This is a genomic window from Caballeronia sp. LjRoot29, from assembly GCF_964252755.1.
Lineage (GTDB): Bacteria > Pseudomonadota > Gammaproteobacteria > Burkholderiales > Burkholderiaceae > Caballeronia.
In genome coordinates this window covers 85,235-109,860 of sequence record NZ_CAXUPU020000018.1, presented here as the reverse complement: position 1 = coordinate 109,860, position 24,626 = coordinate 85,235, and the positions used below count along the sequence as shown (strand labels likewise).

Sequence of the window (24,626 nt, the reverse complement as noted above, 5' to 3'; positions counted from 1 at the left end):
CGCGGCGCTGATGACTGGAATGTGGCCTCGGCGTCGGGCGCGCTTGTTACTTCACCAGGCGGATCGGACTCGCTTTGTACTCAGCGACGGTTTCGTCATTGGTCAGCAAGGTGATGCCCTCGAATGTCGCTTGCGCGATCAACAGCCAGTCGAACGGGTCTTTGTGATGATCGGGCAAGTTGCCGACGGCCGCGGTGTGCGCGCTGCTGATGGCCAGTTCGATATAGCCGTTGTCCAGCAACGACCGGCGGAACAAGTGCGCATCGACTTTGAAGTCCGGTCTGCCGAGCCCATTCTTGATTGCCACTTCCCATACGCTGGCCGCGCTGAACAGCAGGTCGTTTTCCTCATCTTCGATCAGCGCCCGTGCTTCGTTGGAAAGCGAGCTATTCGAACGAACATCCGCGCTTGCAACTGCCGTCCACAACAGCAAATGCGTATCGAGCAGCTGCTTCATTCGTCACCGCCAAACATCGCAGCGATTTCGTCACGGCCCAGATCGTTGAACGTCTGCGCATCGGGCACGGTGACCTGGCCGGCGAGGAAACCGATGCGCTTTTTCTTTTTCGGTACCTCAGCGTCTATAGCGATGATCCGCACCATTGGCTTGCCCGCTTTGGCGATTACAACCGATTCACCCTGGACCGCTCTCTCGACCAGCCGTGACAGGTTGGTTTTGGCCTCATGCATGTTGACAGTGATCGTAGGCATAGCACTCTCTTTAGCTTAGCTAAGCTAGCTTAGTCTACCATGGGGCCGAAAAAAGGCGTGTGGCCGCGTTGATTATTTAGGGGGTGAGACCCGTGAGACGAAGCATGAGTCGCATTCCGGCGTGTGCTCGGCCTCGGGGCGCGTGCATGTCAACGGACGACGGCCGCAAACAGCCGTGCTCCCCGCTGGTCCCCCGCTCAAGCCGCCAGCATTTCCTTCGCATGTTTGCGCGTGGTGGCCGTAATCTCAAGGCCGCCCAGCATGCGCGCGACTTCCTCGACACGCTTCGATTTATCCAGCGGCGTCACCGTACTGACCGTTCCGCCCGCCGAATCTCCGGCTTTCGCCACCTGGAAGTGGTGATCGCCACGAGCGGCCACTTGCGGCAAATGCGTGACGCACATGACTTGCCGGTCGCGGCCGAGTTGATGCAGCAAACGTCCTACGACTTCCGCGACGCCGCCGCCAATCCCCGTATCCACCTCATCGAAAATCAATGTGGGGGTCGGGCTTGCCGTGCTCGCAATCACCGCGAGCGCCAAACTGATCCGCGCGAGTTCGCCTCCCGACGCGACCTTCGCCAGCGGACGCAATGTGACCCCGGCATGGCCGGCCACGCGGAACTCGATCTGCTCAAGCCCGTTTGCACTACCCTCTGCAAGCGGCACGAGCGCGACTTCAAAGCTGCCGCCGACCATCGACAACTCCTGCATACCTTTGGTGACCGCCTTGCCAAGCGACTTCGCAGCCTTCGCGCGCGCCTTCGACAATACTGCGGCTTCCGCCAGATAAACCTCTTTCGCCTTGGCTACTGCCGCACGTAGCGCATCGAGATCAGCGGCGGCATCGAGCGCTGCCAGTTGCCGGCGGCGCTCAGCATGCTCCTCGGGCAACGCCTCGGGTTGCATGCGGAACTTGCGCGCGGCTGAATGCAGTTGCTCCATCCGATGCTCGACTTGCGCCAGGCGGTTTGGATCGAGTTCGAGCCGCTGCGCGTAGTGCGAGAGCGAATACGAGGCTTCCTGCAATTGAATTTCGGCGGGTTCGAGCGAAGCCAGCACGTCGGCAAGCGCTGGGTCGATATCGACGAGACCGCGCAACTTCGACACGATCGCCGAGAGCTGCGTGATCATGGCTTCATCTGACTCGGACAACGCGTTCAGCGCGCCCTGCACACCGTCGATCAGACTAGCCGAATGCGACAGCCGATGATGCTCGGCACTCACGTCTTCCCACTCACCCGGTTGCGGCGCAAGCTTGTCGAGTTCGCTCAACTGCCATGCAAGACGCTCGCGTTCCAGTTGCAACTCGCGATCGCGGTTCTGCGCGAGTTCCACCGCATGCGTCGCGTCGCGCCAGACCCTGTGCGCACGAGCTACTTTCTGTGCAGAGTCGAGAAGACCCGCGTGGGTATCGAAGAGTTCACGCTGGGCGTCCGGGCGCATCAGCAATTGGTGAGCGTGCTGGCCGTGGATGTCGACAAGCATTTCGCTCAGTTCACGCAATTGCACGAGCGTGGCCGGCGTACCGTTGATGAACGCCCGCGAACGTCCGGTCGAATCGACGACACGGCGAAGCATGACCGTATCGGCGTCGCCAATAGCCAGCGCGTGCTCGTCCAGCCAGCGCGAGACTTGCGCGTGAATGGAAAACTCAGCGGTAATGTCCGCGCGCGCTTCTCCGGCCCGCACAATGCTGGCGTCGGCGCGCGCGCCGAGCGTGAGCGCGAGCGCGTCGATAAGAATCGACTTGCCGGCGCCGGTTTCGCCCGAAAATACGGTGAAGCCGCGCTCGAACTCGAGGTCGAGCGCGGCGACAATGACGAAGTCGCGAATCGAGAGATGACGGAGCATGGGCGTCTTAAAGTTTCGTGGCGTCGTCGTGCGAAGGATATTCGTTCCAGTGCAGCTTCTTGCGCAGCGTGGCGTAATGGCTATAACCGACCGGATGTAACACCGGCACGGTATGGCGCGAACGCCGCACTTCAATGGTGTCGTTCAATTCGACAGCGGTAAATGACTGCATGTCGAAATTCACGTTCACGTCGCGTCCGCCAATAATCTGGATATCGACCTGCGAGTCATCGGGCAAAACAATGGGACGATTCGACAGCGAATGCGGCGCAATGGGGACGAGTACGAAACCCTGCAATTGCGGATGCAGGATTGGTCCGGAAGAGGAGAGCGCGTAGGCAGTCGAACCCGTCGGCGTGGCAACAATAAGTCCGTCTGAGCGCTGGTTGTACATGAAGCGCCCATCCACCGACACGCGCAGTTCCGCCATGCCCGAGAAGCCGCTTCGATTCACCACGACGTCATTGAACGCCAGAGCGTGATAGATCGGCCGGCCGTCGCGGACAATGCGCGCTTCGAGCAAGGTCCGCTCTTCACGCTCGAAACTGCCGGCAAGCATCTGCGGCACGAGCTCGTGCATTTCGGCCAGCGAGATGTCTGTAATGAACCCAAGCCGCCCGTGATTGACGCCGATCAACGGCGTGCGATACGGCGCGAGCTGCCGCCCAATGCCGAGCATGGTGCCGTCGCCGCCGAGCACGACCGCCACGTCTGCACGCGCGCCAATTTCCTGCGCGGTCAACGCGGGGTAGTCGGTCACGCCAACGTCATGCGCCGTCTCTGCTTCGAACACGACGTCAAAGCCGCGTTTCACAATACACGCGGCGAGCGCCGTCAGCGGCTCCCTGATGCCGGGCGTATTGTTGCGCCCCACGAGCGCGACAGTCTTGAATTGGGTACCTATTTCCATGCCGGCATTACACCATAGGTAAGTGTCGAAAAGAACCGCGCGCCACGTCCGACGCGGCTACGGGTTGTGTATACGCTAAGCGCCGGGCGTGACGGGCAATTGTCGCTAGAATGGTGTGGATCATGAATTGATGACGGGTGAATGACAAAATGACGTCCACCGGCATCGCCTATTTGGTGTGCTCGCTGCTTCCTTACACGTTGAGCTAAAATTTCCCATGCTAGACCCACGTGCCCAGACCCTCCTCAAGACGCTGATCGAGCGCTATATCGCCGAAGGTCAGCCGGTCGGTTCCCGCACGCTGTCGCGTTATTCCGGACTCGAGCTCAGCCCGGCCACCATCCGCAACGTCATGTCGGACCTGGAAGACCTTGGGCTGGTAGTGAGTCCGCATACGTCGGCGGGGCGGATTCCCACGCCGCGCGGCTACCGGCTCTTCGTGGACACCATGCTCACCGTCGAAACGACCGACGACGAAGCCATGACCTCCGCTGTCAAGATCAAGCTGCAGGGCGGCGAACCGGCGAAGATCGTGGCCGCCGCCGCGAGCGTGCTGTCGAACCTGTCCACCTTCGCCGGCGTCATTCTCACGCCGCGCCGCAGTCACATGTTCAAGCAGATCGAGTTCATGCGGCTGTCCGACAAGCGCATCCTGCTGATCATCGTGACGCCGGAAGGTGACGTGCAGAACCGCATCATGGCGACCCAGCGTGACTACTCGCCGTCGCAGCTCACCGAGGCGTCGAACTATATCAACGCGAATTTCGCCGGCTTGTCCTTCGACGAAGTACGCCGCCGACTGCGCGAGGAAATCGACGCGTTGCGCGGCGACATGACCTCGCTGATGCAGGCAGCGGTGGCCGCGAGCGTCGACGAAACGGATCAGGGCGACACCTTGCTGATTTCCGGCGAACGCAACCTGCTGGAAGTCGCGGATCTTTCCTCCGACATGGCGCGGCTGCGCAAGCTTTTTGACGTGTTCGACCAAAAGACGAGTCTCCTTCAATTACTCGATGTCTCGAGCCACGCGCAAGGCGTGCAGATATTTATAGGCGGCGAGTCGAATCTCGTGCCCATCGAGGAAATGAGCGTGGTGACCGCGCCCTATGAAGTGAACGGGAAAATCGTGGGCACGCTGGGCGTGATCGGACCCACGCGGATGGCGTACAACCGCGTCATTCCCATTGTTGATATCACCGCGCGCCTGTTGTCCCTCTCGCTCAGTAGCCAGCAGTAGTGCAATAAGCGCCAACAAGTTGTCTGCCGATGCGGCCCGCAAAATGCTGTGGATCCCTCTGGCAGACAACCCATCTTGCCTTGCCACAGCCCCGTGCACCACTCGGCCGATCGGCCGATGTTGCGTTCCGAAACCCGCCGCTATAATGGGTTTCACTTACTTACACGGGCTTCACGGCCTCTTTCCGTTATGCGCTACGACCTCGAGTTGCCTTCGCAGCCTTCCGCTTCGCATCGCGTTGCGGTGCTGCTGATCAACCTCGGCACGCCGGACGCGCCCACGGCCAAGGCCGTGCGCAAGTACCTCGCGCAGTTCTTGTCGGACCCGCGCGTGGTGGAGATTCCGGCGCTCGCCTGGCAAGTGATCCTGCGGCTGGCCATTCTGCCGTTTCGCAGCCGGGCGTCAGCGAGAAAATATGCCCAGGTCTGGCTGCCCGAAGGCTCGCCGCTGAGGGTCAACACAGAAAAGCAGGTGGAGGGATTGCGGCGGTTGTTCATGGTGAACGACTATCACGTGATAGTTGACTACGCCATGCGCTACGGGACGCCCGGCATTCCGGCCATGATGAATCAACTCAAGCTGGAAGGCGCCGAGCGCGTGCTGCTTGTTCCCATGTATCCGCAATATTCGTCGTCGACCACGGCCACCGCGTTCGATGACGCATTCAACGCCCTACGGCGCGTGCGCAATCAGCCGGAAATTCGCACCATTCGCCAATACGCCGACCATCCGGCCTACATTGGCGCGCTGGCCGAGCAAGTTAGGGATTATTGGCGGCAGCACGGCCAGCCGGACTTTGCGGCCGGCGACCGGCTGGTGCTCAGTTTCCACGGCGTTCCCAAACGCACCATGGATCTCGGCGACCCATATCACGATCAGTGTCAACAGACCGGTTCGTTGCTGATGGCGGCGCTCGGGTTGTCGCCGGTCGAATGCCGGGTGACATTCCAGTCGCGTTTTGGCCGCGCGGAATGGCTGCAGCCTTATACCGCGCCGTCGCTCGCCGAACTCGGTGCGGCGGGCGTGAAGCGAGTGGACGTGTTCTGTCCAGGTTTTACGTCGGATTGTCTGGAAACCATCGAGGAAATTGGCATTGAAGTGCGCGACGAATTCCTGCACGCTGGCGGCATGGAATTTCACCGGATTCCGTGTCTGAATGCATCGCCGGCGTGGATCAAGGCGCTGGGCGAAATTGTCGCGCAGCACTTGCAGGGATGGCCGGTGCAGGCGCCGCAAACGCTTAGCGCAGCCGCATAGAACGAGCTAGTGAACTACCAGATCTCCACCGACCCGGGCGCGCGCCTTCGTATCGACAAATGGCTGTGGGCAGCGCGCTTTTTCAAAACGCGCTCCCTTGCCAGCGACGCCGTCGAGAAGGGCCGAGTGCGCATTGGCGGCGCGAACGTGAAGCCGTCGAAGGACGTGCGAGTTGGCGATCTTGTAGAGATCGAGATTGAACACGTGCTTTGGCAAGTGAACGTGCTGGGAATTTGTGAAGTGCGCGGTCCGGCGCCCATTGCGCAGACGCTTTACGCGGAAACGGACCCTGGACGTGAAAAACGTGTGGCGGAAAGCGAGCGGAGGAAGACGTATCGTGAGCCGGCAGCGGCATTGCAGGGTCGCCCAACGAAGCGCGACCGCCGCATTATCGACAAACTTTCAGGTTCGGACTGAAAAAGTGTTCCATGGTGGCCGAGACGCCGCCGTACTCCGTAGTGTGGTCGTTGACCGCACCGGACATACAAATGGTCGTGGTGCCACCAACGAGTACCAACGCGACGATCGCAATAGCAAAGGTCAGTTTCATTGGGCCCCCCCTGTAACGCAACAGCTCTGAAAAACGGGCGCTAGAGCGGGCTTGATACGAGCTTTAGCGATAAAAAAACTTGGATTCGGGCGTTCGTAAGGTTAGGGTTAACTAGGGCTCCCGAAGGCATGTTCGAAGTGTAGGCGAGCAAATCAACCGGCTCAATCTGAATCTGATGACGCGCTCAAAATGGTTGTAACCGGTCATTTCTGCAGACTAGAAATAGCCCCGGAAAGCACGTGCAACCCCTTGAAAACGCTTGATTGAGCCTCAGATGAAGGTCTTGGGACGAGCGCAGGATGTCCCCGCTTCAAGCGCACTGACTATCGATTGACCCCGTTGTGTTTTTGCAACGTTGAGTTGGCGGTTATCATCGGCAGCCTTTTGATGAATCGAAACCGCAACGTCGGGTCCGATTTCATCCGTTTTCACCCATTGCAAAATCTCTAGCGACATGGAAAACACGCAAGACAATACCGCGAGCCAAAACCCCACGCCCGCCGACGATACCGCGGCGGCTCAAACTATCCATCAAGCCGGCGCGCCGGACGGGACGTCCTCCCCGGATAACGTCGACGCAAACGAAACCGTGGCATTGCTCGCTGAAGCGCAAGCGCGTGCCGCGTCGTTGCAAGAAGAGTTCTTGCGCGCGAAGGCCGAGACCGAGAATGTCCGGCGCCGTGCACAAGAAGATGTGCAGAAGGCGCATAAATTCGCGATCGAAAACTTCGCGGAGAATCTGCTGCCGGTGCTCGACAGCCTGGAAGCCGCGCTGACGCATTCATCCACCGACCTGGCGAAAGTCCGCGAAGGTGTTGAACTGACGCTGCGCCAACTGACTGCCGCGCTTGAAAAGGGCCGTGTCGTCGAGGTGAATCCGGTTGGCGAGAAGTTCGATCCGCATCGCCATCAGGCTATTTCCATGGTGCCGGCCGACCAAGATGCGAACACGGTGGTGTCGGTGCTGCAAAAGGGCTATGTGATTGCTGACCGCGTTCTGCGTCCGGCACTGGTCACCGTCGCCGCACCGAAATAAGCGTTTCGGCAAAAGACGTCACAGTCATGGCCAATATCCCTGTCGACGCCACCGCGTTTGCCGTTTTCGACATGCAGGAACTGAGTGCCGAGACGTTCAATGCCGGCCTTGAGTCGGCGGCGGACGAATTGGCCGTCGTGTTTTTCTGGGGTTTCGAGTGCTTCAACTGCGAAATCGCGAAAAAGGCGATGCTCGCAAAACCGGACGAGATCCTGGCGCTCGGGTTGAAGTGGTTTCACAGCAACGTCTACGAGCATCGCGATCTCGGTCGCCGTTTCATGTTGCATGGCGTGCCAACGTGGTTCTTCTTCTTCCGGGGCAAGCGCCTGGGAAGAGCCACCGGATGGCATGGGCTTGGCCAGTTCGAAGCCGCTGTCGCCGCCGCTCGCGAGAAAATCCGGGCGCTCGAAGCGAAGGCTTGAGCCAGGTTCTCCAGGGAAAGTTTCAGATCGCCTGAAAAAAAGCGGAAAAGCATCGGTTTTTGGTCTTGAAATCGATGCGAACGCTCTTATTTGGCGTACAGGGTTAAATTTTGGGCGTCCAGCTAGCCGATTCGACTATGAGCCACGTCGGAAACGCAAAAACGGACTCGCTGCAATCAAAGTCAGGAGAGTGATAAAAATGGGCAGAATCATTGGTATCGATCTGGGCACGACGAACTCGTGCGTCGCGATCATGGAAGGCAACACGGTCAAGGTGATTGAGAACGCGGAAGGCACGCGCACCACGCCGTCGATCATCGCTTATGTGGACGACAACGAAATCCTCGTCGGTGCGCCGGCGAAGCGTCAGTCGGTCACGAACCCGAAGAACACGTTGTACGCAGTCAAACGGTTGATCGGTCGCCGTTTCGACGAAAAAGAAGTGCAAAAAGACATCGCATTGATGCCGTATAAGATCGTGCGCGCCGATAACGGCGACGCCTGGGTCGAAGCCCGCGATCAAAAACTGGCACCGCCGCAAATTTCGGCAGAAGTGCTGCGCAAAATGAAGAAGACCGCTGAAGACTATCTCGGCGAAGAAGTGACGGAAGCCGTCATTACGGTTCCTGCCTACTTTAATGACAGCCAGCGTCAGGCTACGAAAGACGCGGGCCGTATTGCCGGTCTGGACGTGAAGCGCATCATCAACGAACCGACCGCAGCCGCGCTCGCGTTCGGCCTGGACAAGAACGAAAAGGGCGATCGCAAGATTGCCGTGTACGACTTGGGCGGCGGCACGTTCGACGTATCGATCATCGAGATCGCGGATGTTGACGGCGAGAAGCAGTTCGAAGTGCTCTCGACGAATGGCGACACGTTCCTCGGCGGCGAAGATTTCGACCAGCGCATCATTGAATACATCATCGGCGAGTTCAAGAAGGATCAAGGCGTCGATCTGTCGAAGGACGTGCTCGCACTGCAACGCCTGAAAGAAGCCGCTGAAAAGGCGAAGATCGAGTTGTCGTCGGCCGCTCAGACCGAAATCAACCTGCCGTACATCACGGCCGACGCGTCGGGTCCGAAGCATTTGAACCTGAAAATTACGCGTGCGAAGCTGGAGTCGCTGGTTGAAGACCTGATCGAACGCACGATGGAACCGTGCCGTATCGCTATTAAAGATGCAGGCGTGAAGGTCGGCGAAATCGACGACATCATCCTGGTCGGCGGTATGACGCGCATGCCGAAGGTGCAGGAAAAGGTCAAGGAATTCTTCGGCAAGGAACCGCGCCGTGACGTGAATCCGGACGAAGCCGTGGCCGTTGGCGCTGCGATTCAAGGCCAGGTTCTGTCGGGTGATCGCAAGGACGTGTTGCTGCTGGACGTGACGCCGTTGTCGCTGGGTATTGAAACCCTCGGCGGCGTGATGACCAAGATGATCAACAAAAACACGACCATCCCGACCAAGCACGCACAGGTTTATTCGACCGCTGATGACAACCAGAGCGCCGTGACGATCAAGGTGTTCCAGGGTGAGCGCGAAATGGCAGCGGGCAACAAGCTGCTGGGCGAGTTCAACCTCGAAGGCATTCCTCCGGCATCGCGCGGTACGCCGCAGATCGAAGTGAGCTTTGACATCGACGCGAACGGGATTTTGCACGTCGGCGCGAAGGACAAGGCAACGGGCAAGGAAAACCGCATCGTCATCAAGGCGAACTCGGGCCTGTCGGACGCTGAGATCGACAAGATGGTGAAGGACGCCGAAGCGAACGCCGACGAAGATCACCGTCTGCGTGAACTGGCCGACTCGCGCAATCAGGGCGACGCGCTGGTGCACAGCACGAAGAAGGCCGTGGCTGAATACGGCGACAAGGTTGAAGCGGAAGAGAAGGAAAAGATCGAAGCGGCGTTGAAGGATCTTGAAGAAGCGCTGAAGAGCACGGCGAGCGACAAGGCCGCGATCGACGCGAAGATCGAAACGCTGTCAACGGCGTCGCAGAAACTCGGCGAAAAGATGTACGCCGACATGGCTGCAGCGCAAGGTGCGGCGGGCGCGGTGGCAGGTGCGGCGGGCGCAGCAGGCGGCCCGGGTGCGCAAGCGGCGCCAGAGCAGCACGACGACGTTGTCGATGCCGACTTCAAGGAAGTGAAGAAGGACTAAGTCGATTGAACCGCGTCAGCAGTTCGTCGATGAAGGAACCGGTCTCGTGCGGCTTCGGCTTTGCACAAGACCGCGACGGAAAATGTCTCGTGCGCGACTGAGCGTACAGACGAAGAGCGCGCCTGGCGAGCCTAATGGCTTCCCGGGCACGTTGTTTTTTAGAGGGCGCTGCGTTTTGTGCGGGTTGATTCAGGTGAGTTGACTCAAGCGCGCTGATCATCGTTTGATCGCGCGAGTCCCGCACGAAGGCCAGGCGTCGACGAACCACATGAGTCGCGAGACTCCAGGCATCCAAGAGGGAGCCGCCGGACCTGATTTCTGATCAGGCGCGGTGGCGCTGAACCGATATGGCGAAACGGGATTACTACGAGGTTATGGGCGTCGCGAAGAATGCGAGCGACGACGAAATCAAGAAGGCTTATCGCAAGCTGGCGATGAAGCATCACCCCGACCGCAATCCGGATAACAAGGATTCGGAAGCGCGTTTCAAGGAGGTCAAAGAGGCCTACGAAATGCTCTCGGATCCGCAAAAGCGCGCGGCCTACGATCAGTACGGGCACGCCGGCGTCGATCCGAACATGGCTGGTGCAGGCCAGCAAGGTTTTGGCGGATTCGCCGATGCATTCGGCGATATCTTCGGCGATATCTTCGGTCAGGCGGCCGGTGGTGGCGCGGGAGCCAGCCGTGGGCGCGCGGGCCCGCAGGTTTATCGCGGTGCGGATTTGCGCTACAGCATGGAAATCTCGCTGGAGCAGGCAGCGCACGGCTACGACACGCAAATTCGCGTGCCGAGCTGGGTGAATTGCGAGATTTGCAAGGGCTCGGGCGCGAAGGCCGGAACCAAGCCGGAAACCTGTCCGACGTGTCAGGGGCAAGGCACCGTGCGTATGTCGCAGGGCTTTTTCAGCATTCAGCAGACTTGCCCGAAATGTCACGGCACCGGCACCTTCATTCCTGAGCCGTGCGGTCATTGCCACGGGGCGGGCAAGGTGAAGGAAACGAAGACGCTGGAAGTCAAGATTCCGGCGGGCATCGACGACGGTATGCGGATTCGCTCGTCGGGTAATGGCGAGCCGGGCATCAACGGCGGTCCGAGCGGCGATTTGTACGTCGAGATTCACATCAAGCAGCATTCGGTGTTCGAACGCGACGGCGACGACCTGCATTGCCAGATGCCAATTCCGTTTACCACGGCGGCGCTGGGCGGTGAGATCGAAGTGCCTACGCTTGCTGGCCGCGCGAGTTTCACCGTGCCGGAAGGCACGCAGTCGGGCAAGACGTTCCGGTTGCGTAGCAAAGGTATCAAGGGATTGCGCTCGAGCATTGCCGGTGACCTCTATGTGCACGTACAGGTCGAAACGCCGGTCAAGCTTACTGACCAGCAACGCGATCTGCTCAAGCAGTTCGAGCGCTCACTAACCGAAGGCGGCGCGCGTCACAGTCCGCAAAGCAAGAGCTGGTTCGATCGGGTGAAGAGTTTCTTCGATTAAGATTCCGTCGACTAAGGTAATGATCATGCAGCAACGCAGCGAGGTTTTCGCGCTGCTCGACGATTGCGACTCGACCGCCGAAAGGCGGTCGAGTCGCCTTTACGCCAGCTTCTTGCACGAACGCTCGTGTCACGACGCCGCGCAACTCGATGAAGTGTGCGCGAGTGTTGGAGCGGACCTCCACGACGGATTGCACGCCGTCGTGCTCGCGGACTATGAATTCGGCCGCAACCTCCAGTTAGCGCAGCCCGGCGAAGCCGCGCTGCGCTTTTTATTGTTCCGCGAGTGCACGCTGTTATCGCGCGGTGAGGCGAATCAATGGCTTGCCACGCGTGATAACGGCCTGGCCGATCAGGCTTCTGTGGCGGGTGTGGCGAATATCGAAGCAAGTGTGTCGCGGGACGCGTACGAGCAGGCGATTGCGGCTGTCCAGGAAGCGTTGCACGCCGGCGATTCGTATCAGATCAACTACACGTTCCGTCTCGCCTTCGATGTATTCGGCTCGATCGTCGGGTTATATCGGCGGCTGCGGGAACGCCAACCGGTGCGTTATGGCGCGCTGATCGCGCTGCCCGATGGACGCGATGTGCTCTCGTGTTCACCCGAGTTGTTCATCCAGCGCCAGGGCGACGTGCTCCGCGCCCGTCCCATGAAAGGCACCGCGCCCCGCAGCGCGGACCCGGAATGGTTGCGGCTCGATCCAAAAAATCGCGCGGAAAACGTGATGATCGTGGACTTGCTGCGTAACGACATGTCGCGTGTCGCGGTCACAGGAAGTGTCCAGGTGCCGCGCTTGTTTTCGGTTGAGCCATACAAGTCGGTTTGGCAGATGACATCGACGGTTGAAGCGCGCTTGCTTCTCAACACCACGTTCGCCGATATCCTCCGGGCACTTTTGCCTTGTGGCTCAATTACGGGCGCGCCGAAGCACAAGACGATGCAATTGATTGACGCGCTGGAAAGCACGCCGCGCGGCATTTATACGGGCGCGATCGGTTGGATAGAAACGAGCCGGGACTTCTGCTTGTCCGTGCCGATCCGGACGCTGGAAATTCAGCAGGGCAGAGGCAAGATGGGTGTTGGCGGAGGTATTGTGCTTGATAGCGTTGCCGCCGATGAATTCGAGGAGTGCCAATTGAAGGCTCGATTCCTGACCGGCTCCGATCCGGGTTTCGATCTGTTCGAGACCACGTTCGCGACCAAGGAGCAGGGGATACGCCATTGGGATCGCCATCGTTCCCGGCTTGAGACGAGTGCGAAGTGGTGTGGCTTTCCGCTTGACCTGGAGTTGTTGCAAAAGCGTGTTGATGAAACCTGCGCGGGCTTCGAAGCGGAAGCGGGTTATCGGTTGCGGATTGCGTTGGGCAAAAGCGGCGAGATTACCGTAACAAGTGCGCGGCTCGTGCCGTTGGCGGCACCCACCGTCGACGTGTTGCAGGCATCGGAGCACGGCTTCGCAGCTCGATCGGCGGATGATCCGTTGCTCAGGCACAAGACAACGTCGCGTGAAGAGTACGACCGCGCGTGGCGTGAGGCCGAATCGCTAGGCGCCTTTGACATGCTGTTTTTCAACGAGCGTGGAGAGTTGACGGAAGGCGGGCGGTCGAACGTCTTCGTGAAACTCGATGGCCGTTGGATCACGCCGCCGCTCGACGCAGGATTATTGCCCGGCGTGATGCGTGGCGTGTTGATCGAGGAACTGGGTGCAGAGGAACGCACCCTGACGCGGGAGGACCTGGACCGCGCGGAATCGTTGATGATTTGTAACGCGCTGCGTGGCGCGGTGCCGGCGCGATTGAAGTTGTTGAGCTAGGCGGCGTGGCACACAACCACGCCGTCTCGGCATAAACCCTCTTAAAACGTATGCTCCGGCCCGGGGAAAGTTTTTTCCCTGACAGCGCGAACATACGCCTCGACTGCCGCAAGAATACTCGGCTGCCCTTGCATGAAGTCTTTGACGAAGCGCGGCCGTTTGCCGGGGAAAATACCGAGCATGTCGTGCAGCACGAGCACTTGGCCCGAACATTCGATCCCCGCGCCAATGCCGATCGTCGGGATGACCAACTGTTGCGTCACTTCGCTGGCCAGCAGCGTAGGCACTGCTTCGATCACCAGCAATTGTGCGCCGGCGTTCTGAAACGCCAGAGCATCGCGGCGCATTTGTTCGGCGCCGGCATCGGTTTTTCCTTGCACCTTGAACCCACCAAACGCGTGCACCGATTGCGGCGTCAACCCGACATGACCGCAAACCGGAATTGACCGGTCTACGAGAAACTTGACGGTATCGGCGACCCATTCACCGCCTTCAATCTTTACCATCTGCGCACCCGCGCGCATCAACTGCACGGCGTTCGCGTAAGTTTCCTCGCGCGAGCCGACCGTACCGAACGGCATATCGGCGACAACCAGTGCGTTCTTGTTGCCGCGTGCGACCGAAGCGGTGTGATACGCGATATCGGCCAGCGTCACGGGCAGCGTCGTGCCATGCCCTTGCAGCACGTTTCCAAGCGAATCACCGATCAGCAATACGTCGACGCCGGCACGATCCAGCAGCGCGGAGAAACTCGCGTCGTAGCATGTGAGCATCGATATTTTTTCGCCGGCGTCGCGCATGGTCCGAAGCTTCGGGACGGTAATCGCGGAGCGGCTGGTTTCCTGCAAATAAGCCATGAGAATTTCCACATCGACTAGATATGAGACGGCGCGCCTGCGCGCAAGCCGGACGGACTTAAAGTGACGTGCCCTTGACAAAGAATTCCTTGCGCCCACGCATGGTTTCAATGCGGTCTACCAGCAGCGCCAGATCGGCGTCCGATTCCAGCGGATTCAAATGCTCGGCGTTCACCGTCAAGAGCGGTGTGGCGTCGTAGTGATAGAAGAAGTCATTGTAGGCGTCGCAAAGGGCGCGCAGGTAGGCGTCGGGAATCTGCAGTTCCATTGGCACCGCGCGCTTTTGAATGCGCGCGAACAAGACTTCGGGACTGGCCTGCAAGTACACGACCAGATCCGGTGCGGGCGCGGAAGTATCAATCCGCCTGGTGATTTCCCGGAACAACTCCAACTCGTCGTCGGGCAGCGTGAGACGCGCGAACAGCGCGGTTTTATCGGTGATGAAGTCGGTGATCAGCGGCGCGTTGGTGTTTTGCCCCAAGTGTCCTGGTGTCGGCGCGCCCGCCAGCGCCGTTGCGATCTCCTGCGTTTGCTGCGTGCGCTGCAATGCAAACTGCAATTGCGTGGGCAGCGCGTAACGCGTGTTGTCGCGATAAAACCGCTCGAGAAACACGTTCTCCTGCGGGCGTTCGAACAACGTGCGCATTGACCAGCGTTCGGCAAGCAAGCGCGCCAGCGTGGTCTTGCCGACGCCAATAGGCCCTTCTATCGCGATATACCGATGCGGCGGCCGCAATTGCGGCGCGGTGACGGTGAGGGGCGACATGGTCATGGGCTATTCACCTTTCAGGCTTCACGTCGCCTGGTTCCAGGCTTCGCGTCGCAAATTTTTAGGCTTCGCGACGCGAAGTGCAGCGGGAAGCGAATAGCGGGCACTGATGTGTCGCCACTTTTTCAATGCGCTGATCCTGAACCGAGGCGAGAAAGGCATCGGCGCGGCCGCGTTGGGCGATGACCACATCGCGGTCGAGTTCGATCAGCGGCACGAGTGTAAACGCGCGCTCGGTGAGACGAGGGTGGGGCACGACGAGATCGGCTTCCTCGATACAGGAATCGCCGTACAGCAAGATGTCGATATCAAGTGTGCGCGGCGCGTTTCTATACGGCCGCTCGCGTCCGAAATGGCTTTCCACGCCGTGGCACAGCCGCAGCAACTGGCGTGCGGGCAGCGTGGTATCGATCTTCACGACGCAATTGAAGTAGTCGTCGCCACCGGCGTCAATGGGCGCGGTGCGATAGAGGCTCGACTTCGCGAGCACGGTGATCGTGTGTTGCTGAGCAAGACACACCACTGTGTCTTTCAGGGTCTGGCGCGCGTCACCAAGGTTTGCGCCCAGGCCCAGATAAGCTACCGTCATGGCATGAATCCTACGACTGTCATTCGGCGAAACACGACTCACACGCGTTAATCAAAACGTAAAAACGCGTACGGTCTGTGTCAATCGTCGCGCTGGCCACCGCTTTCGTCGCCATACCGCACATCACGTACATCCCGCACGTCACGCTCTTCGCGATTGTCGCGAGCTGACCCTTCCGTGCTCGCGCCGCCCTCCATTCCGTCACCCGGCCTGCGGCTTTTGGCGTTGCTGCTACGCCGCCGTCGTTTCTTGGGTGCCCGGTCCTTCCCGCCTTCCGAGAGCAGTGACTCTCGTGCAGCAGCGTCCCCTTCGATGAAATCTGTCCACCACTGGCCAACCGATGCATCCAGTTCGCCCGATTCGCATCGCAGCAGGAGGAAATCATAACCCGCCCTAAACCTTTGGTGTTCCAGCAGCTTCATCGCGCTTCTGCCCGAGCGTTTTTCGAGCCGAAGTTGCAGACCCCATATCTCGCGCATATCCGATGAAAAGCGCTTATGGATAGCGAGTTTTTCCGTCTGCATGTCGAGCACGTCGTCCATCGCGCGATGCAGCGCGGGCACGGGAAATTCACCGGCTGCGATGAACTGTTCCCAGCGCGTTTGCATGTCGTTCCAGAGCAGCGTGGCGAACAGGAATCCCGGCGATACACCCTTGCCGGCGCGCACGCGTTCATCGGTATTGGTCAGCGCGAGCGTGATGAATTTCTCGCCGTGCGGGGACTCGAAGATCACATCGAGCAGCGGTAATACGCCGTGATGCAAACCTTCCGCACGCAGCCGCGTCAGGCACGCGAGCGCGTGGCCTGAGAGCAGGAGCTTGAGCATTTCATCGAAGAGACGCGCGGCCGGCACGTTACTGATCAGGCCGGCCAGTTCCGCGATCGGCGCACGCGTCGCTGGCTCGATCTCGAAGCCAAGCTTCGCTGCAAACCGCACGACGCGCAGCATGCGCACCGGATCTTCGCGATACCGCGTAGCCGGGTCGCCAATCATGCGCAGCAAACGCGCGCGGATGTCGGCCATGCCGTCGTGATAATCCAGCACGGTTTGCGTGGCCGGATCGTAATACATGGCGTTGATCGTGAAGTCGCGGCGCGTGGCGTCTTCGTGCTGCTCGCCCCACACGTTGTCGCGCAGCACGCGGCCGCTGGCATCGACTGCATGCGTGCGCGTGTCCATCTCGCCGCGTCGCAAGCGTGGCGGCGGCGGTGAAGGCGGGGCGTCAGCGGGGGTATCGACGAGCGCGCGAAACGTCGATGTCTCGATGATGTCCTGGCCGAACTGCACGTGCACGATCTGGAACCGACGGCCAATGATGCGCGCGCGGCGGAACAGCTTCTGCACCTGGTCCGGCGTGGCGTCTGTTGCAACGTCGAAGTCTTTTGGCGCCACGTTCAGCAGCAAGTCGCGCACGGCGCCGCCGACGATAAACGCGCGATGCCCGCCTTGCTGCAGCCCATCGGTCACGCGAATCGCGTTCTTCGAGATCAGCGCCGGGTCGATGCCGTGGACGTCCGCCGACAGGATCACCGGCACGTTGGGATCGCGCTTCGTCGTTGCTGGCGCAGCCTTTTTGCGCGTGCTCTTGCGGGCGGGTTTTACATCGTCGGAGAGCGGGGCGGTTGCCGGAGCTTCTTCTTTGGCGCTTTCCTGGCCGAACAGCTTGCGGATGAGTTTTTTAATCACGTGGGGAGAAGATTTCCAGGATGCGCCAGCCGCGGGATTGCGCATGCGCGCGCAAGGTGTCGTCGGGATTGGTCGCGATCGGGTCGGTGACTTTCTCGAGAAGAGGAATGTCGTTGTGCGAGTCGCTGTAGAAGTAGCTGTGTTCGAAGTCGTTCAGGTTTTTTCCCATGGACGCGAGCCACGCTTCGGTGCGCACGATCTTGCCCTCGCGATAGCTCGGCGTACCCGTGGCGCGGCCGGTCAGCTCGCCGTTGGGGATATTGTCGACCGTTTCGACCTCGCACGCGATCAGTGCTTCAATTCCGAACGCCCGGCCGATCGGTGCCGTAATGAACGCGTTCGTGGCGGTGACGAGGCAGCACAAATCGCCGGCTTCCTGGTGCTTGCGCACGAGTTCGAGTGCCGCTGGAGCGATGGCCGGCGTGATGATCTCGCGCATGAATTGCGCGTGCCAGTCGTCCAGTTGCGCCCGCGGATGTTGGGCGAGCGGTGAAAGCTGGGCGGTCAGGTAGGCGTGGATATCGAGCGTGCCAGCTTTGTAATCTTCGTAGAACGCGTCGTTTTGCTTGGCGAACTTCTCAGCGTCGACAATGCCGAGCTTCGCCATGAAGCGACCCCATTCGTGGTCGCTGTCTGTTGGGATGAGCGTGTGATCGAGATCAAATAGGGCTAGGTTCATGGGAGCGCATTTTACTTGAAGCGGGTGGAAGCGTTCGCTGGGTGCTCGCGGCGGGGATGATGGCCTTGAAAAAGGGCTAAAAAAGCTCAGTTTGCGGACGCGGTGCATCGTCTTCTTTTGCGGCGAGCATCGTGCGTAATAACGGCAGCGTCACGGCGCGCTTTTGTTCCAGCGAAAAGCGGTCGAGTTCGTCGAGCAAGGTCATCAGGCTGGGCATGTCGCGGCGAAAATGCGTGAGCAAGTAAGCCGGGACGTCGTCAGCCAGCGCAATGCCGCGCTCGCGCGCCGCGTGTTTCAGCGCGCTGGCTTTGCTTTCGTCGGAGAGGGGCGTGAGCTGGAATACAAGTCCCCAGCCGAGGCGCGTGCGCAAATCTTCTCTCACCGATAACCCCAGCGGCGCCACATTGCCCGTTGCCACCAGCGCGCTGGCCGGATGCGCGCGCACCTCGTTGAACAGGTTGAAGAGCGCGATTTGCTGCGCGCCTGACAGCCGTTCGCAATCGTCGATGGCGTAGATGCTCGCCTTGGGGTCGAACGTGAACGCGGCCAGCGGCGCTTGCGGGCTCAGAAAGCGCGCCCGGCCGTTCGCTTCGTGCACCAGCGCCTGCAGCAGATGGCTGCGGCCGCTGCCGGCTTCCCCCCATACATAGAAGGTCCGGTCGGCCACGGGGCCGGCAGCGAGCGCACCGTCGAGTTCGCGCAGGCGGGTCACCAGTTCGTGGTTGCCGGCGGCGAAAAAATTATCGAAGGTGGCGAGCGGCGGCGTGCCGAGATCGAGCGTCAGTTGGCGTTGCACGGGCAATCGGTTCCGTCAGGGCGTATCTTGAAAAGCGGCGCGCTCAGCGGGCCAATGCCGGGTTTAAACCGTGGCGAAAGGCGTTGAGCGCGGGGTCGAGTTTCCAGCCGGATGGGCGCGTGTCTCGAAAAGGGTTTGGTGCGGTCTTTCGGAGTCAGGGCCGCGAACTGCGAGAAATGCGGCCGGGCGGCTGGCATCGGTTAAAATCTCATTTTACCGACCTTCTCGCCGATCCCCCATGAATCAACCGAAATCCGCCCCAGACGCCCAAGGTTTGTCCTATCGCGACGCGGGCGTGGACATCGATGCCGGCGACGCGCTTGTCGACCGGATCAAGCCATTTGCCAAGAAAACCATGCGCGATGGCGTGTTGGGGGGAATTGGCGGGTTCGGCGCGCTGTTTGAAGTACCTAAACGATACAAAGAGCCGGTGCTGGTCTCCGGCACCGACGGCGTGGGTACGAAGCTGCGGCTGGCTTTTCAACTGAACAAGCATGACACGGTCGGCCAGGATCTGGTCGCCATGAGCGTCAACGACATCCTGGTGCAGGGTGCCGAGCCGTTGTTTTTCCTCGATTATTTCGCGTGCGGCAAGCTGGACGTGGATACGGCTGCGACCGTGGTGCAGGGCATTGCGCAGGGTTGCGAGCTGGCCGGATGTGCGTTGATTGGCGGTGAAACCGCCGAAATGCCGGGCATGTATCCGGACGGTGAGTACGATCTGGCCGGGTTTGCGGTGGGCGCGGTTGAGAAAAGCAAGATTATCGATGGCTCGACCATTCAGCCGGGCGATGTCGTGTTGGGACTTGCTTCTTCGGGAATTCATTCGAACGGGTATTCGCTGGTGCGCAAGATCATTGAGCGCGCGCAGCCTGACCTGAATGCTGATTTCGATGGCCGTTCGCTTGCTGACGCGTTGATGGCGCCTACGCATATTTACGTAAAGCCGTTGTTGTCGCTGATGTCGCAAATGGCCGTGAAGGGCATGGCGCATATCACCGGTGGCGGGCTGGTCGAGAATATTCCGCGGGTTTTGCGTGATGGTTTGACGGTCGAGTTGGATCACCGGGCGTGGCCGTTGCCGCCGTTGTTCTCGTGGCTGCAGAAGCACGGCGGTGTGGCTGATGCGGAGATGCACCGGGTGTTTAACTGCGGAATCGGGATGGTCGTTGTGGTGGCCGCTGGCGACGCTGAAGCCGCGACGGGGCTTTTGTCGGCTGCGGGCGAGCAGGTTTGGTCGATCGGCGTGGTGAGGGAATCGCTTGCTGGTGAAGCTCAGACTGTAGTGGTTTAGTTTTTCATTCGCGACTTGGTTTTTCGCTCGCGCCGGTGGACCGAAAGGGGCTGGCGCGGGTTTGGGGGTTTGCGGTTCTGGGTCAATGCCGGGTTGCTAGGTTCTGGCGTTAGCGGTCGGGGTCATTGCCGGGTTGCTGCTCTCCAGGGTAATGGTTTGCTTAGGTTCGCTAATCTTTTTATCACTATTAGCCACTGCGCGTGGCGGCGCGTCATTTCTTGGTCCTTAGCGACAAAGAAACGAAGCAAAGAAAGCGCTTTTAACAGCACTACCCTAAGTGTCCACAGCGTGCAGTTTTCATTCATTGGTGCCCCAAAAGCACGGTGCTCGCAAGAGCCACGGATGTGTGAAACCCTCTTTCTCCGAACACGGATACCCCACGCTGCGCCACCAGTGTTTGAACCTGCCAAGGGGCACCTCGCGCTATCCGCGTAAACCACCCGCCAAATAGGTTCGCATACGGAACCATGTCGGCAACCCGCCAAGAAATTGCGTCATAAAAATGCGTGAGGCCGTAGCCGGCAATAAATAATATGCGGGCTAAACAAACGCTCAAAAAAAGAGGCAATCAATCTGCATCCGGCCGAAATGTAGTCCATGAAATTGCTGGGCAGAGCTCGCAACCAAACTGCCAAAGCTCACGAAGTAGGCTGTTTCACGGGGATTGCTGCGCAAACCGGACGGCTAGGTTCGCAAACGAAGTGGAGTCGCACAAACGCGTAAGGCCGATCGGATTGTGAGGCACGGGTGCTTGCCCGAGAGCGTACGGGGCGAAGCGTTTTACTGTCAGGATTCGCGAGAAGGAGGGGTTCACACATCCTAAGCTCTGGCGAGCACCGTGCTTTTGGGGCACCCATGAAATGGAACTGCACGCTGTGGACACTTTAGGGTAGAGCGGTGAAAGCGCTTTCTTTGCTTCGTTTCTTTGTCGCTAAGGACCAAGAAATGACGCGCCGCCACGCGCAGTGGCTAATAGTGATAAAAAGATTAGCGAACCTAAGCAAACCACCAACCTAGAGAGCAGCAACCCGGAATAGACTCCGACCGCTAACGCAAGAACCTAGCAACCCGGCATTGACTCCGCCCACTAAAGCCAGAACCTAGCACCCCGGCACCAACCCCGACCAAACCCCTCCCGTCCACCGGCGCGAGCACCCTCAAACCGCCGGCATTGGCGCCAGCAACGCCTCAATATCCTCGGCAGAAAATTTCGCTGCTCCAGCCGCGTCCTCACGCAAAATACTATCGGCGAGAGCGGCTTTGCGGCCTTGCATGGCCACAATCCGTTCTTCAATACTCCCCGCCACAATCAGCTTGTAGACAAACACCGGCTTCAACTGCCCAATCCGATGTGCCCGGTCCGTCGCCTGATTCTCCGCCGCCGGATTCCACCACGGATCGTAATGAATCACCGTGTCTGCAGCAGTCAAATTCAACCCCACGCCACCCGCCTTCAGGCTGATCAGGAACAACGGCACCTCACCATCCTGAAAGCGCGTCACCGGCGTAATCCGGTCAGTCGTATCGCCAGTCAGCGTCACATACGGAAGCCCCGCTTCATCGAGCGCGGCGGCAATGATCGCCAGCATGCCCGTGAACTGCGAAAACAGCAGCACCCGACGTCCTTCTTCAAGCAACTCCGGCAGCATATCGAGTAACAAATCGAGCTTCGCCGATTCCTCCACACCGCCCGCCCGCGCCAACTTCACCAACGCCGGATCGCAGCAAACCTGCCGCAACTTCAGCAACGCCTCGAGCACGACAATGTGGCTGCGCGCCAATCCCTGATCCGCGACCGCCATCCGCACTTTTTCCTGCATCGCAATCCGCACGGTCTCGTACAAATCGCGCTGCGCACCCTCGAGCGCCACGGTCCGCACGATGGTCGTTTTCTGCGGCAATTCGTTCGCGACTTCATCTTTCCTTCGACGCAGCATGAACGGCCGAATCCGGCGCACCAGCAAATCGCGCCGCACCGGGTCATCGTATTTTTCGATCGGCGTGCGCCAACGCTTCGTGAAATCTTTCTGCGTTCCAAGGAACCCGGGCAGCAAGAAATCGAATTGCGCCCACAACTCGCCCAAGTGGTTTTCCAGCGGCGTGCCAGTCAAACATAACCGATGCCGCGCGCGTAAATCGCGAATGCCCTTCGCGGCCTTCGTCGCGACGTTCTTCACAATCTGCGCTTCATCGAGGATCAGCAGGTGATATTCGTGCAGCGACAACATCGCCTGATCGCGCCACAGCAGCGGGTACGTGGTCAACACGAGATCGTGCTCGTCAATCTGATCGAAACGTTCCTTGCGCTGCGGGCCATGCAGATCCAGCACGCGCAGATCAGGCGCGAACTTCTTCGCTTCCTCACGCCAGTTGTGAACCAGCGTGGTCGGCAACACGACCAGCACCGGCCGGTCCAGCCGTCCCGATTCCTTCTCGACCAAAATGTGAGCCAACGCCTGCACGGTCTTGCCGAGACCCATGTCATCGGCGAGAACACCCGACAGATTGCGCTCGCGCAAATACTGCATCCAGTTGAGCCCCTCGCGCTGATACACCCGAAGCTCGGCATGCAAGCCGCGCGGCACGGGCACTTCCCGCAGCCCCGGCCCTTCCTGCAAACGCTGCGCAAGCTCGCGAATGGAGAGGTCGCCGTGAAACTGCCAACGGGCTGTGTCGGTGAGCGCTTCCAGTCGTCCCGCGTCCTGTTCGGAAACGCGCAGCGGATGCGTGCCGATAGTATCGAAGAGATCGATCAGCACGCGCACCACAGGCTTGATCCGTGCCGCCCGCACCCGCAGGCGCTCGCCGAGATCGGTCTTGAGTTCGATGCCTTCTTCGTCAGGAATTGAATCGATAGCGCCAGCCAGCCAGCGCCGGTCGCGCTGAAACAGGTCAGCCAGAAGCGGTTCGAGCCGGACGCTCCGATCGCCCACGGCAATGCCGAGTTCCAGGTCGAACCAGCCATCGGTTCCCTGGCGCGCAGTGCCCTCGATGTCATCGATCTCGATGAAATCGAAGCGAAATTCCGGCGACATGCTCACGCGCCAGCCGTTCTCCCGCAACTCGGGCAGCGCGTCGTTAGTGAATACGGCCCACGCGTCGGGCACGGGCAAGCCGATCACGCCGCTCGGAATGGGCTTGGGTCCAAAACGCTGATGCGATGGAATCTGGCGGAAGCCAAGATCGTAGAGCGAGGCGAGATAGCGCGCTTCCACATCGTGACGACGCCTCACCTGAACCATCTCGCCGGACGTGGACCGCATGACCGTGGTGGCCCGCGTGGGGTCGATGCTGAAACCGTCGTAATCGAAAGTCACCAGCGCAAAGTCGAGCACGTTTGCCGCAGTGCGCTCGTCGCGGGAGCGCCAACTGCTGTTGACGGGACGTGTATCGAGCAGGAGCACCGGCACCGGCTCCACATCGATAACGCGCACGTTCAGCGTTTCCGGCTCCGGCGGCGGAGGCAGGTCGGAGTCGACTTCACGCAGCATGGCGCTGACCAGCGGCGCTTCGGCCAGCGAGATGGGCGGCATCGACAAATAGTCGGCCAGTTGCCGCGCGGGTTGCGGCATATCCACGACGCCCGCTTCAAGCGTTTGCGCGTCGGCGAACCACAGCGGTTCGGTGGGAATGACCAGCGTGGCGGGCGGGTCGGTTTGCAGCACCGGCCGCACGCGATCGTCCGGATCAGGCGTCCACTCGATTCGTCCCGGGCGTTGCTCACCTTCACGCAGCGGCCGGCGCGGCGCCGACGTGTCGTGGTCAGCCGGCATGGCGCTGAACAGCCGTCCTGTCGCCAGCATGCGCTGCAGCAGGTCCGCGCCTTCTGCGCCATGCAATCCAAAGCCACCGAAATCGTTGCGGGTGCGTCCAATGACGAGGCCCCGAACGATGGTCATGTCTTCATCGCTGACGAACTTCGGCTGCTTGACAAGCGCCGCATCCAGATTGGTCCACGGCCGGTCGAGCGTCTGGAACGAACCGTCGGGACTGAGCCGCACTTTGTGGAGCGCGATCTCGGCGGTGCGCATGACGCGCGACGTTCCCAGCACATAAGCCAGCGCAAGCGCACCGTTCGATTCACCGGGTTTTTTTGCGGACGTATTGCGAGTGGAGGCAAAGCGCGAGCGGAATCCTTCAAGCCAGCCCGCCACTTCCGGGCGCACGCCTTCAGATTCGCGCGGTCGGTCAGCCGCGCTCGCGAGCAACACGGCGGCGGCGTGCTTGCAGCCGAATCCGACCGGGCAGGAACAATGGCCTTGCGCTGAAACCGCGCCGTCGTGATCATTGAACATCACCTCGACGGTGTAAGGCTGGCGTTGCGTCCCTTGAACATGGGCACGCAGGACGTCGTCATCCCAGTGCAGACGCGTCACTTCGTCCACATACCCGCGTGCCTTGGCAACGGTCTGCGAGCCGAGCCACTTGATGATTTGAGCCGTGTCGTACACAAAGGCCGGCATCAGCAACCCCGTCCGTGCATGGCCGTTCCCGTGTCACCCTGGTCAACCTGTCTT

At 60.2% G+C, this 24,626-nt stretch carries 21 protein-coding genes; 9 read left to right on the top strand and 12 right to left on the bottom strand.

Annotated elements, in window-relative coordinates; all coding sequences use genetic code 11:
* Positions 1–46: 46 nt before the first annotated feature.
* The 4 genes from ACSQ83_RS20160 to ACSQ83_RS20145 form a co-directional block, all read right to left on the bottom strand.
* Positions 47–457, bottom strand: a complete 411-nt coding sequence (locus tag ACSQ83_RS20160; RefSeq protein ID WP_436229362.1) for a type II toxin-antitoxin system VapC family toxin — start codon at positions 455–457, stop codon at positions 47–49.
* The gene (locus ACSQ83_RS20155) at positions 454–711 is read right to left on the bottom strand and encodes a type II toxin-antitoxin system Phd/YefM family antitoxin (RefSeq protein WP_436229361.1); all 258 of its coding nucleotides are present in this window, start codon (positions 709–711) and stop codon (positions 454–456) included. The genes ACSQ83_RS20160 and ACSQ83_RS20155 overlap by 4 nt, the downstream gene beginning before the upstream one ends.
* Before the next feature lie 197 nt (positions 712–908).
* Complete coding sequence (gene recN / locus ACSQ83_RS20150; protein ID WP_436229360.1) at positions 909–2,564, bottom strand: DNA repair protein RecN; 1,656 nt, start codon at positions 2,562–2,564, stop codon at positions 909–911.
* A gap of 7 nt (positions 2,565–2,571) precedes the next feature.
* Positions 2,572–3,474 (bottom strand): NAD kinase, encoded by a 903-nt coding sequence (locus ACSQ83_RS20145; protein ID WP_414950023.1) that lies wholly within the window; start codon positions 3,472–3,474, stop codon positions 2,572–2,574.
* A gap of 217 nt (positions 3,475–3,691) precedes the next feature.
* Between ACSQ83_RS20145 and hrcA the strand changes: the two genes are divergently transcribed.
* From hrcA to ACSQ83_RS20130, 3 genes are all read left to right on the top strand, one after another.
* A complete protein-coding gene (gene hrcA, locus ACSQ83_RS20140; RefSeq protein ID WP_299713102.1) occupies positions 3,692–4,711 on the top strand; it encodes a heat-inducible transcriptional repressor HrcA in 1,020 nt (339 codons plus the stop codon).
* 189 nt (positions 4,712–4,900) lie between these two features.
* Complete coding sequence (gene hemH, locus ACSQ83_RS20135; protein WP_436229359.1) at positions 4,901–5,968, top strand: ferrochelatase; 1,068 nt, start codon at positions 4,901–4,903, stop codon at positions 5,966–5,968.
* A gap of 9 nt (positions 5,969–5,977) precedes the next feature.
* Positions 5,978–6,385 (top strand): RNA-binding S4 domain-containing protein, encoded by a 408-nt coding sequence (locus ACSQ83_RS20130; protein WP_414950026.1) that lies wholly within the window; start codon positions 5,978–5,980, stop codon positions 6,383–6,385.
* Here ACSQ83_RS20130 and ACSQ83_RS20125 read toward each other — a convergent pair.
* A complete protein-coding gene (locus ACSQ83_RS20125; RefSeq protein ID WP_166681130.1) occupies positions 6,357–6,518 on the bottom strand; it encodes a hypothetical protein in 162 nt (53 codons plus the stop codon). The genes ACSQ83_RS20130 and ACSQ83_RS20125 overlap by 29 nt on opposite strands.
* Before the next feature lie 454 nt (positions 6,519–6,972).
* Between ACSQ83_RS20125 and grpE the strand changes: the two genes are divergently transcribed.
* The 5 genes from grpE to pabB all read left to right on the top strand — a co-directional run bounded on the left by grpE (position 6,973) and on the right by pabB (position 13,437).
* Positions 6,973–7,554, top strand: a complete 582-nt coding sequence (gene grpE, locus ACSQ83_RS20120) for a nucleotide exchange factor GrpE (protein WP_436229358.1) — start codon at positions 6,973–6,975, stop codon at positions 7,552–7,554.
* 26 nt (positions 7,555–7,580) lie between these two features.
* Positions 7,581–7,976 (top strand): thioredoxin family protein, encoded by a 396-nt coding sequence (locus ACSQ83_RS20115; protein ID WP_436229357.1) that lies wholly within the window; start codon positions 7,581–7,583, stop codon positions 7,974–7,976.
* A gap of 199 nt (positions 7,977–8,175) precedes the next feature.
* Positions 8,176–10,134 carry a molecular chaperone DnaK gene (dnaK, locus tag ACSQ83_RS20110; protein ID WP_436229356.1) on the top strand — a complete coding sequence of 653 codons (1,959 nt, stop codon included), beginning with the start codon at positions 8,176–8,178 and terminating at the stop codon, positions 10,132–10,134.
* Positions 10,135–10,481: 347 nt separating this feature from the next.
* A complete protein-coding gene (gene dnaJ, locus ACSQ83_RS20105; RefSeq protein ID WP_299707129.1) occupies positions 10,482–11,624 on the top strand; it encodes a molecular chaperone DnaJ in 1,143 nt (380 codons plus the stop codon).
* A 19-nt stretch (positions 11,625–11,643) separates the two neighbouring features.
* A complete protein-coding gene (pabB, locus tag ACSQ83_RS20100) occupies positions 11,644–13,437 on the top strand; it encodes an aminodeoxychorismate synthase component I (RefSeq protein ID WP_436229355.1) in 1,794 nt (597 codons plus the stop codon).
* Positions 13,438–13,478: 41 nt separating this feature from the next.
* On the opposite strand, the gene panB is transcribed toward pabB, so the two are convergent.
* From panB to hda, 6 genes are all read right to left on the bottom strand, one after another.
* Entirely contained in the window at positions 13,479–14,294 is an 816-nt protein-coding gene (panB, locus tag ACSQ83_RS20095; protein WP_414950035.1) for a 3-methyl-2-oxobutanoate hydroxymethyltransferase, read from the bottom strand.
* Between the two features lie 58 nt (positions 14,295–14,352).
* Entirely contained in the window at positions 14,353–15,066 is a 714-nt protein-coding gene (locus ACSQ83_RS20090) for a deoxynucleoside kinase (protein ID WP_414966473.1), read from the bottom strand.
* A 58-nt stretch (positions 15,067–15,124) separates the two neighbouring features.
* On the bottom strand, positions 15,125–15,652 hold the full coding sequence (gene folK, locus ACSQ83_RS20085) for a 2-amino-4-hydroxy-6-hydroxymethyldihydropteridine diphosphokinase (protein WP_414950037.1): 528 nt from the start codon (positions 15,650–15,652) through the stop codon (positions 15,125–15,127).
* Positions 15,653–15,732: 80 nt separating this feature from the next.
* On the bottom strand, positions 15,733–17,340 hold the full coding sequence (gene pcnB / locus ACSQ83_RS20080) for a polynucleotide adenylyltransferase PcnB (protein ID WP_414950038.1): 1,608 nt from the start codon (positions 17,338–17,340) through the stop codon (positions 15,733–15,735).
* Positions 17,333–18,019 carry an HAD family hydrolase gene (locus tag ACSQ83_RS20075; RefSeq protein WP_436229354.1) on the bottom strand — a complete coding sequence of 229 codons (687 nt, stop codon included), beginning with the start codon at positions 18,017–18,019 and terminating at the stop codon, positions 17,333–17,335. The genes pcnB and ACSQ83_RS20075 overlap by 8 nt, the downstream gene beginning before the upstream one ends.
* A gap of 76 nt (positions 18,020–18,095) precedes the next feature.
* Entirely contained in the window at positions 18,096–18,821 is a 726-nt protein-coding gene (gene hda, locus ACSQ83_RS20070) for a DnaA regulatory inactivator Hda (RefSeq protein WP_414950046.1), read from the bottom strand.
* Between the two features lie 232 nt (positions 18,822–19,053).
* Between hda and purM the strand changes: the two genes are divergently transcribed.
* Complete coding sequence (gene purM / locus ACSQ83_RS20065) at positions 19,054–20,109, top strand: phosphoribosylformylglycinamidine cyclo-ligase (RefSeq protein ID WP_414950048.1); 1,056 nt, start codon at positions 19,054–19,056, stop codon at positions 20,107–20,109.
* A 1,157-nt stretch (positions 20,110–21,266) separates the two neighbouring features.
* On the opposite strand, the gene ACSQ83_RS20060 is transcribed toward purM, so the two are convergent.
* The gene (locus ACSQ83_RS20060) at positions 21,267–24,572 is read right to left on the bottom strand and encodes an SNF2-related protein (RefSeq protein ID WP_436229353.1); all 3,306 of its coding nucleotides are present in this window, start codon (positions 24,570–24,572) and stop codon (positions 21,267–21,269) included.
* Positions 24,573–24,626: the final 54 nt, after the last annotated feature.

What these genes read in the sequence shown, in the direction of transcription:
- ACSQ83_RS20160 (WP_436229362.1), bottom strand. Translation starts at nt 457, where the DNA reads ATGAAGCAGCTGCTCGATACGCATTTGCTGTTGTGGACGGCAGTTGCA.
- ACSQ83_RS20155 (WP_436229361.1), bottom strand. Translation starts at nt 711, where the DNA reads ATGCCTACGATCACTGTCAACATGCATGAGGCCAAAACCAACCTGTCA.
- recN (WP_436229360.1), bottom strand. Translation starts at nt 2,564, where the DNA reads ATGCTCCGTCATCTCTCGATTCGCGACTTCGTCATTGTCGCCGCGCTC.
- ACSQ83_RS20145 (WP_414950023.1), bottom strand. Translation starts at nt 3,474, where the DNA reads ATGGAAATAGGTACCCAATTCAAGACTGTCGCGCTCGTGGGGCGCAAC.
- hrcA (WP_299713102.1), top strand. Translation starts at nt 3,692, where the DNA reads ATGCTAGACCCACGTGCCCAGACCCTCCTCAAGACGCTGATCGAGCGC.
- hemH (WP_436229359.1), top strand. Translation starts at nt 4,901, where the DNA reads ATGCGCTACGACCTCGAGTTGCCTTCGCAGCCTTCCGCTTCGCATCGC.
- ACSQ83_RS20125 (WP_166681130.1), bottom strand. Translation starts at nt 6,518, where the DNA reads ATGAAACTGACCTTTGCTATTGCGATCGTCGCGTTGGTACTCGTTGGT.
- grpE (WP_436229358.1), top strand. Translation starts at nt 6,973, where the DNA reads ATGGAAAACACGCAAGACAATACCGCGAGCCAAAACCCCACGCCCGCC.
- ACSQ83_RS20115 (WP_436229357.1), top strand. Translation starts at nt 7,581, where the DNA reads ATGGCCAATATCCCTGTCGACGCCACCGCGTTTGCCGTTTTCGACATG.
- dnaK (WP_436229356.1), top strand. Translation starts at nt 8,176, where the DNA reads ATGGGCAGAATCATTGGTATCGATCTGGGCACGACGAACTCGTGCGTC.
- dnaJ (WP_299707129.1), top strand. Translation starts at nt 10,482, where the DNA reads ATGGCGAAACGGGATTACTACGAGGTTATGGGCGTCGCGAAGAATGCG.
- pabB (WP_436229355.1), top strand. Translation starts at nt 11,644, where the DNA reads ATGATCATGCAGCAACGCAGCGAGGTTTTCGCGCTGCTCGACGATTGC.
- panB (WP_414950035.1), bottom strand. Translation starts at nt 14,294, where the DNA reads ATGGCTTATTTGCAGGAAACCAGCCGCTCCGCGATTACCGTCCCGAAG.
- ACSQ83_RS20090 (WP_414966473.1), bottom strand. Translation starts at nt 15,066, where the DNA reads ATGACCATGTCGCCCCTCACCGTCACCGCGCCGCAATTGCGGCCGCCG.
- folK (WP_414950037.1), bottom strand. Translation starts at nt 15,652, where the DNA reads ATGACGGTAGCTTATCTGGGCCTGGGCGCAAACCTTGGTGACGCGCGC.
- ACSQ83_RS20075 (WP_436229354.1), bottom strand. Translation starts at nt 18,019, where the DNA reads ATGAACCTAGCCCTATTTGATCTCGATCACACGCTCATCCCAACAGAC.
- purM (WP_414950048.1), top strand. Translation starts at nt 19,054, where the DNA reads ATGAATCAACCGAAATCCGCCCCAGACGCCCAAGGTTTGTCCTATCGC.
- ACSQ83_RS20060 (WP_436229353.1), bottom strand. Translation starts at nt 24,572, where the DNA reads ATGCCGGCCTTTGTGTACGACACGGCTCAAATCATCAAGTGGCTCGGC.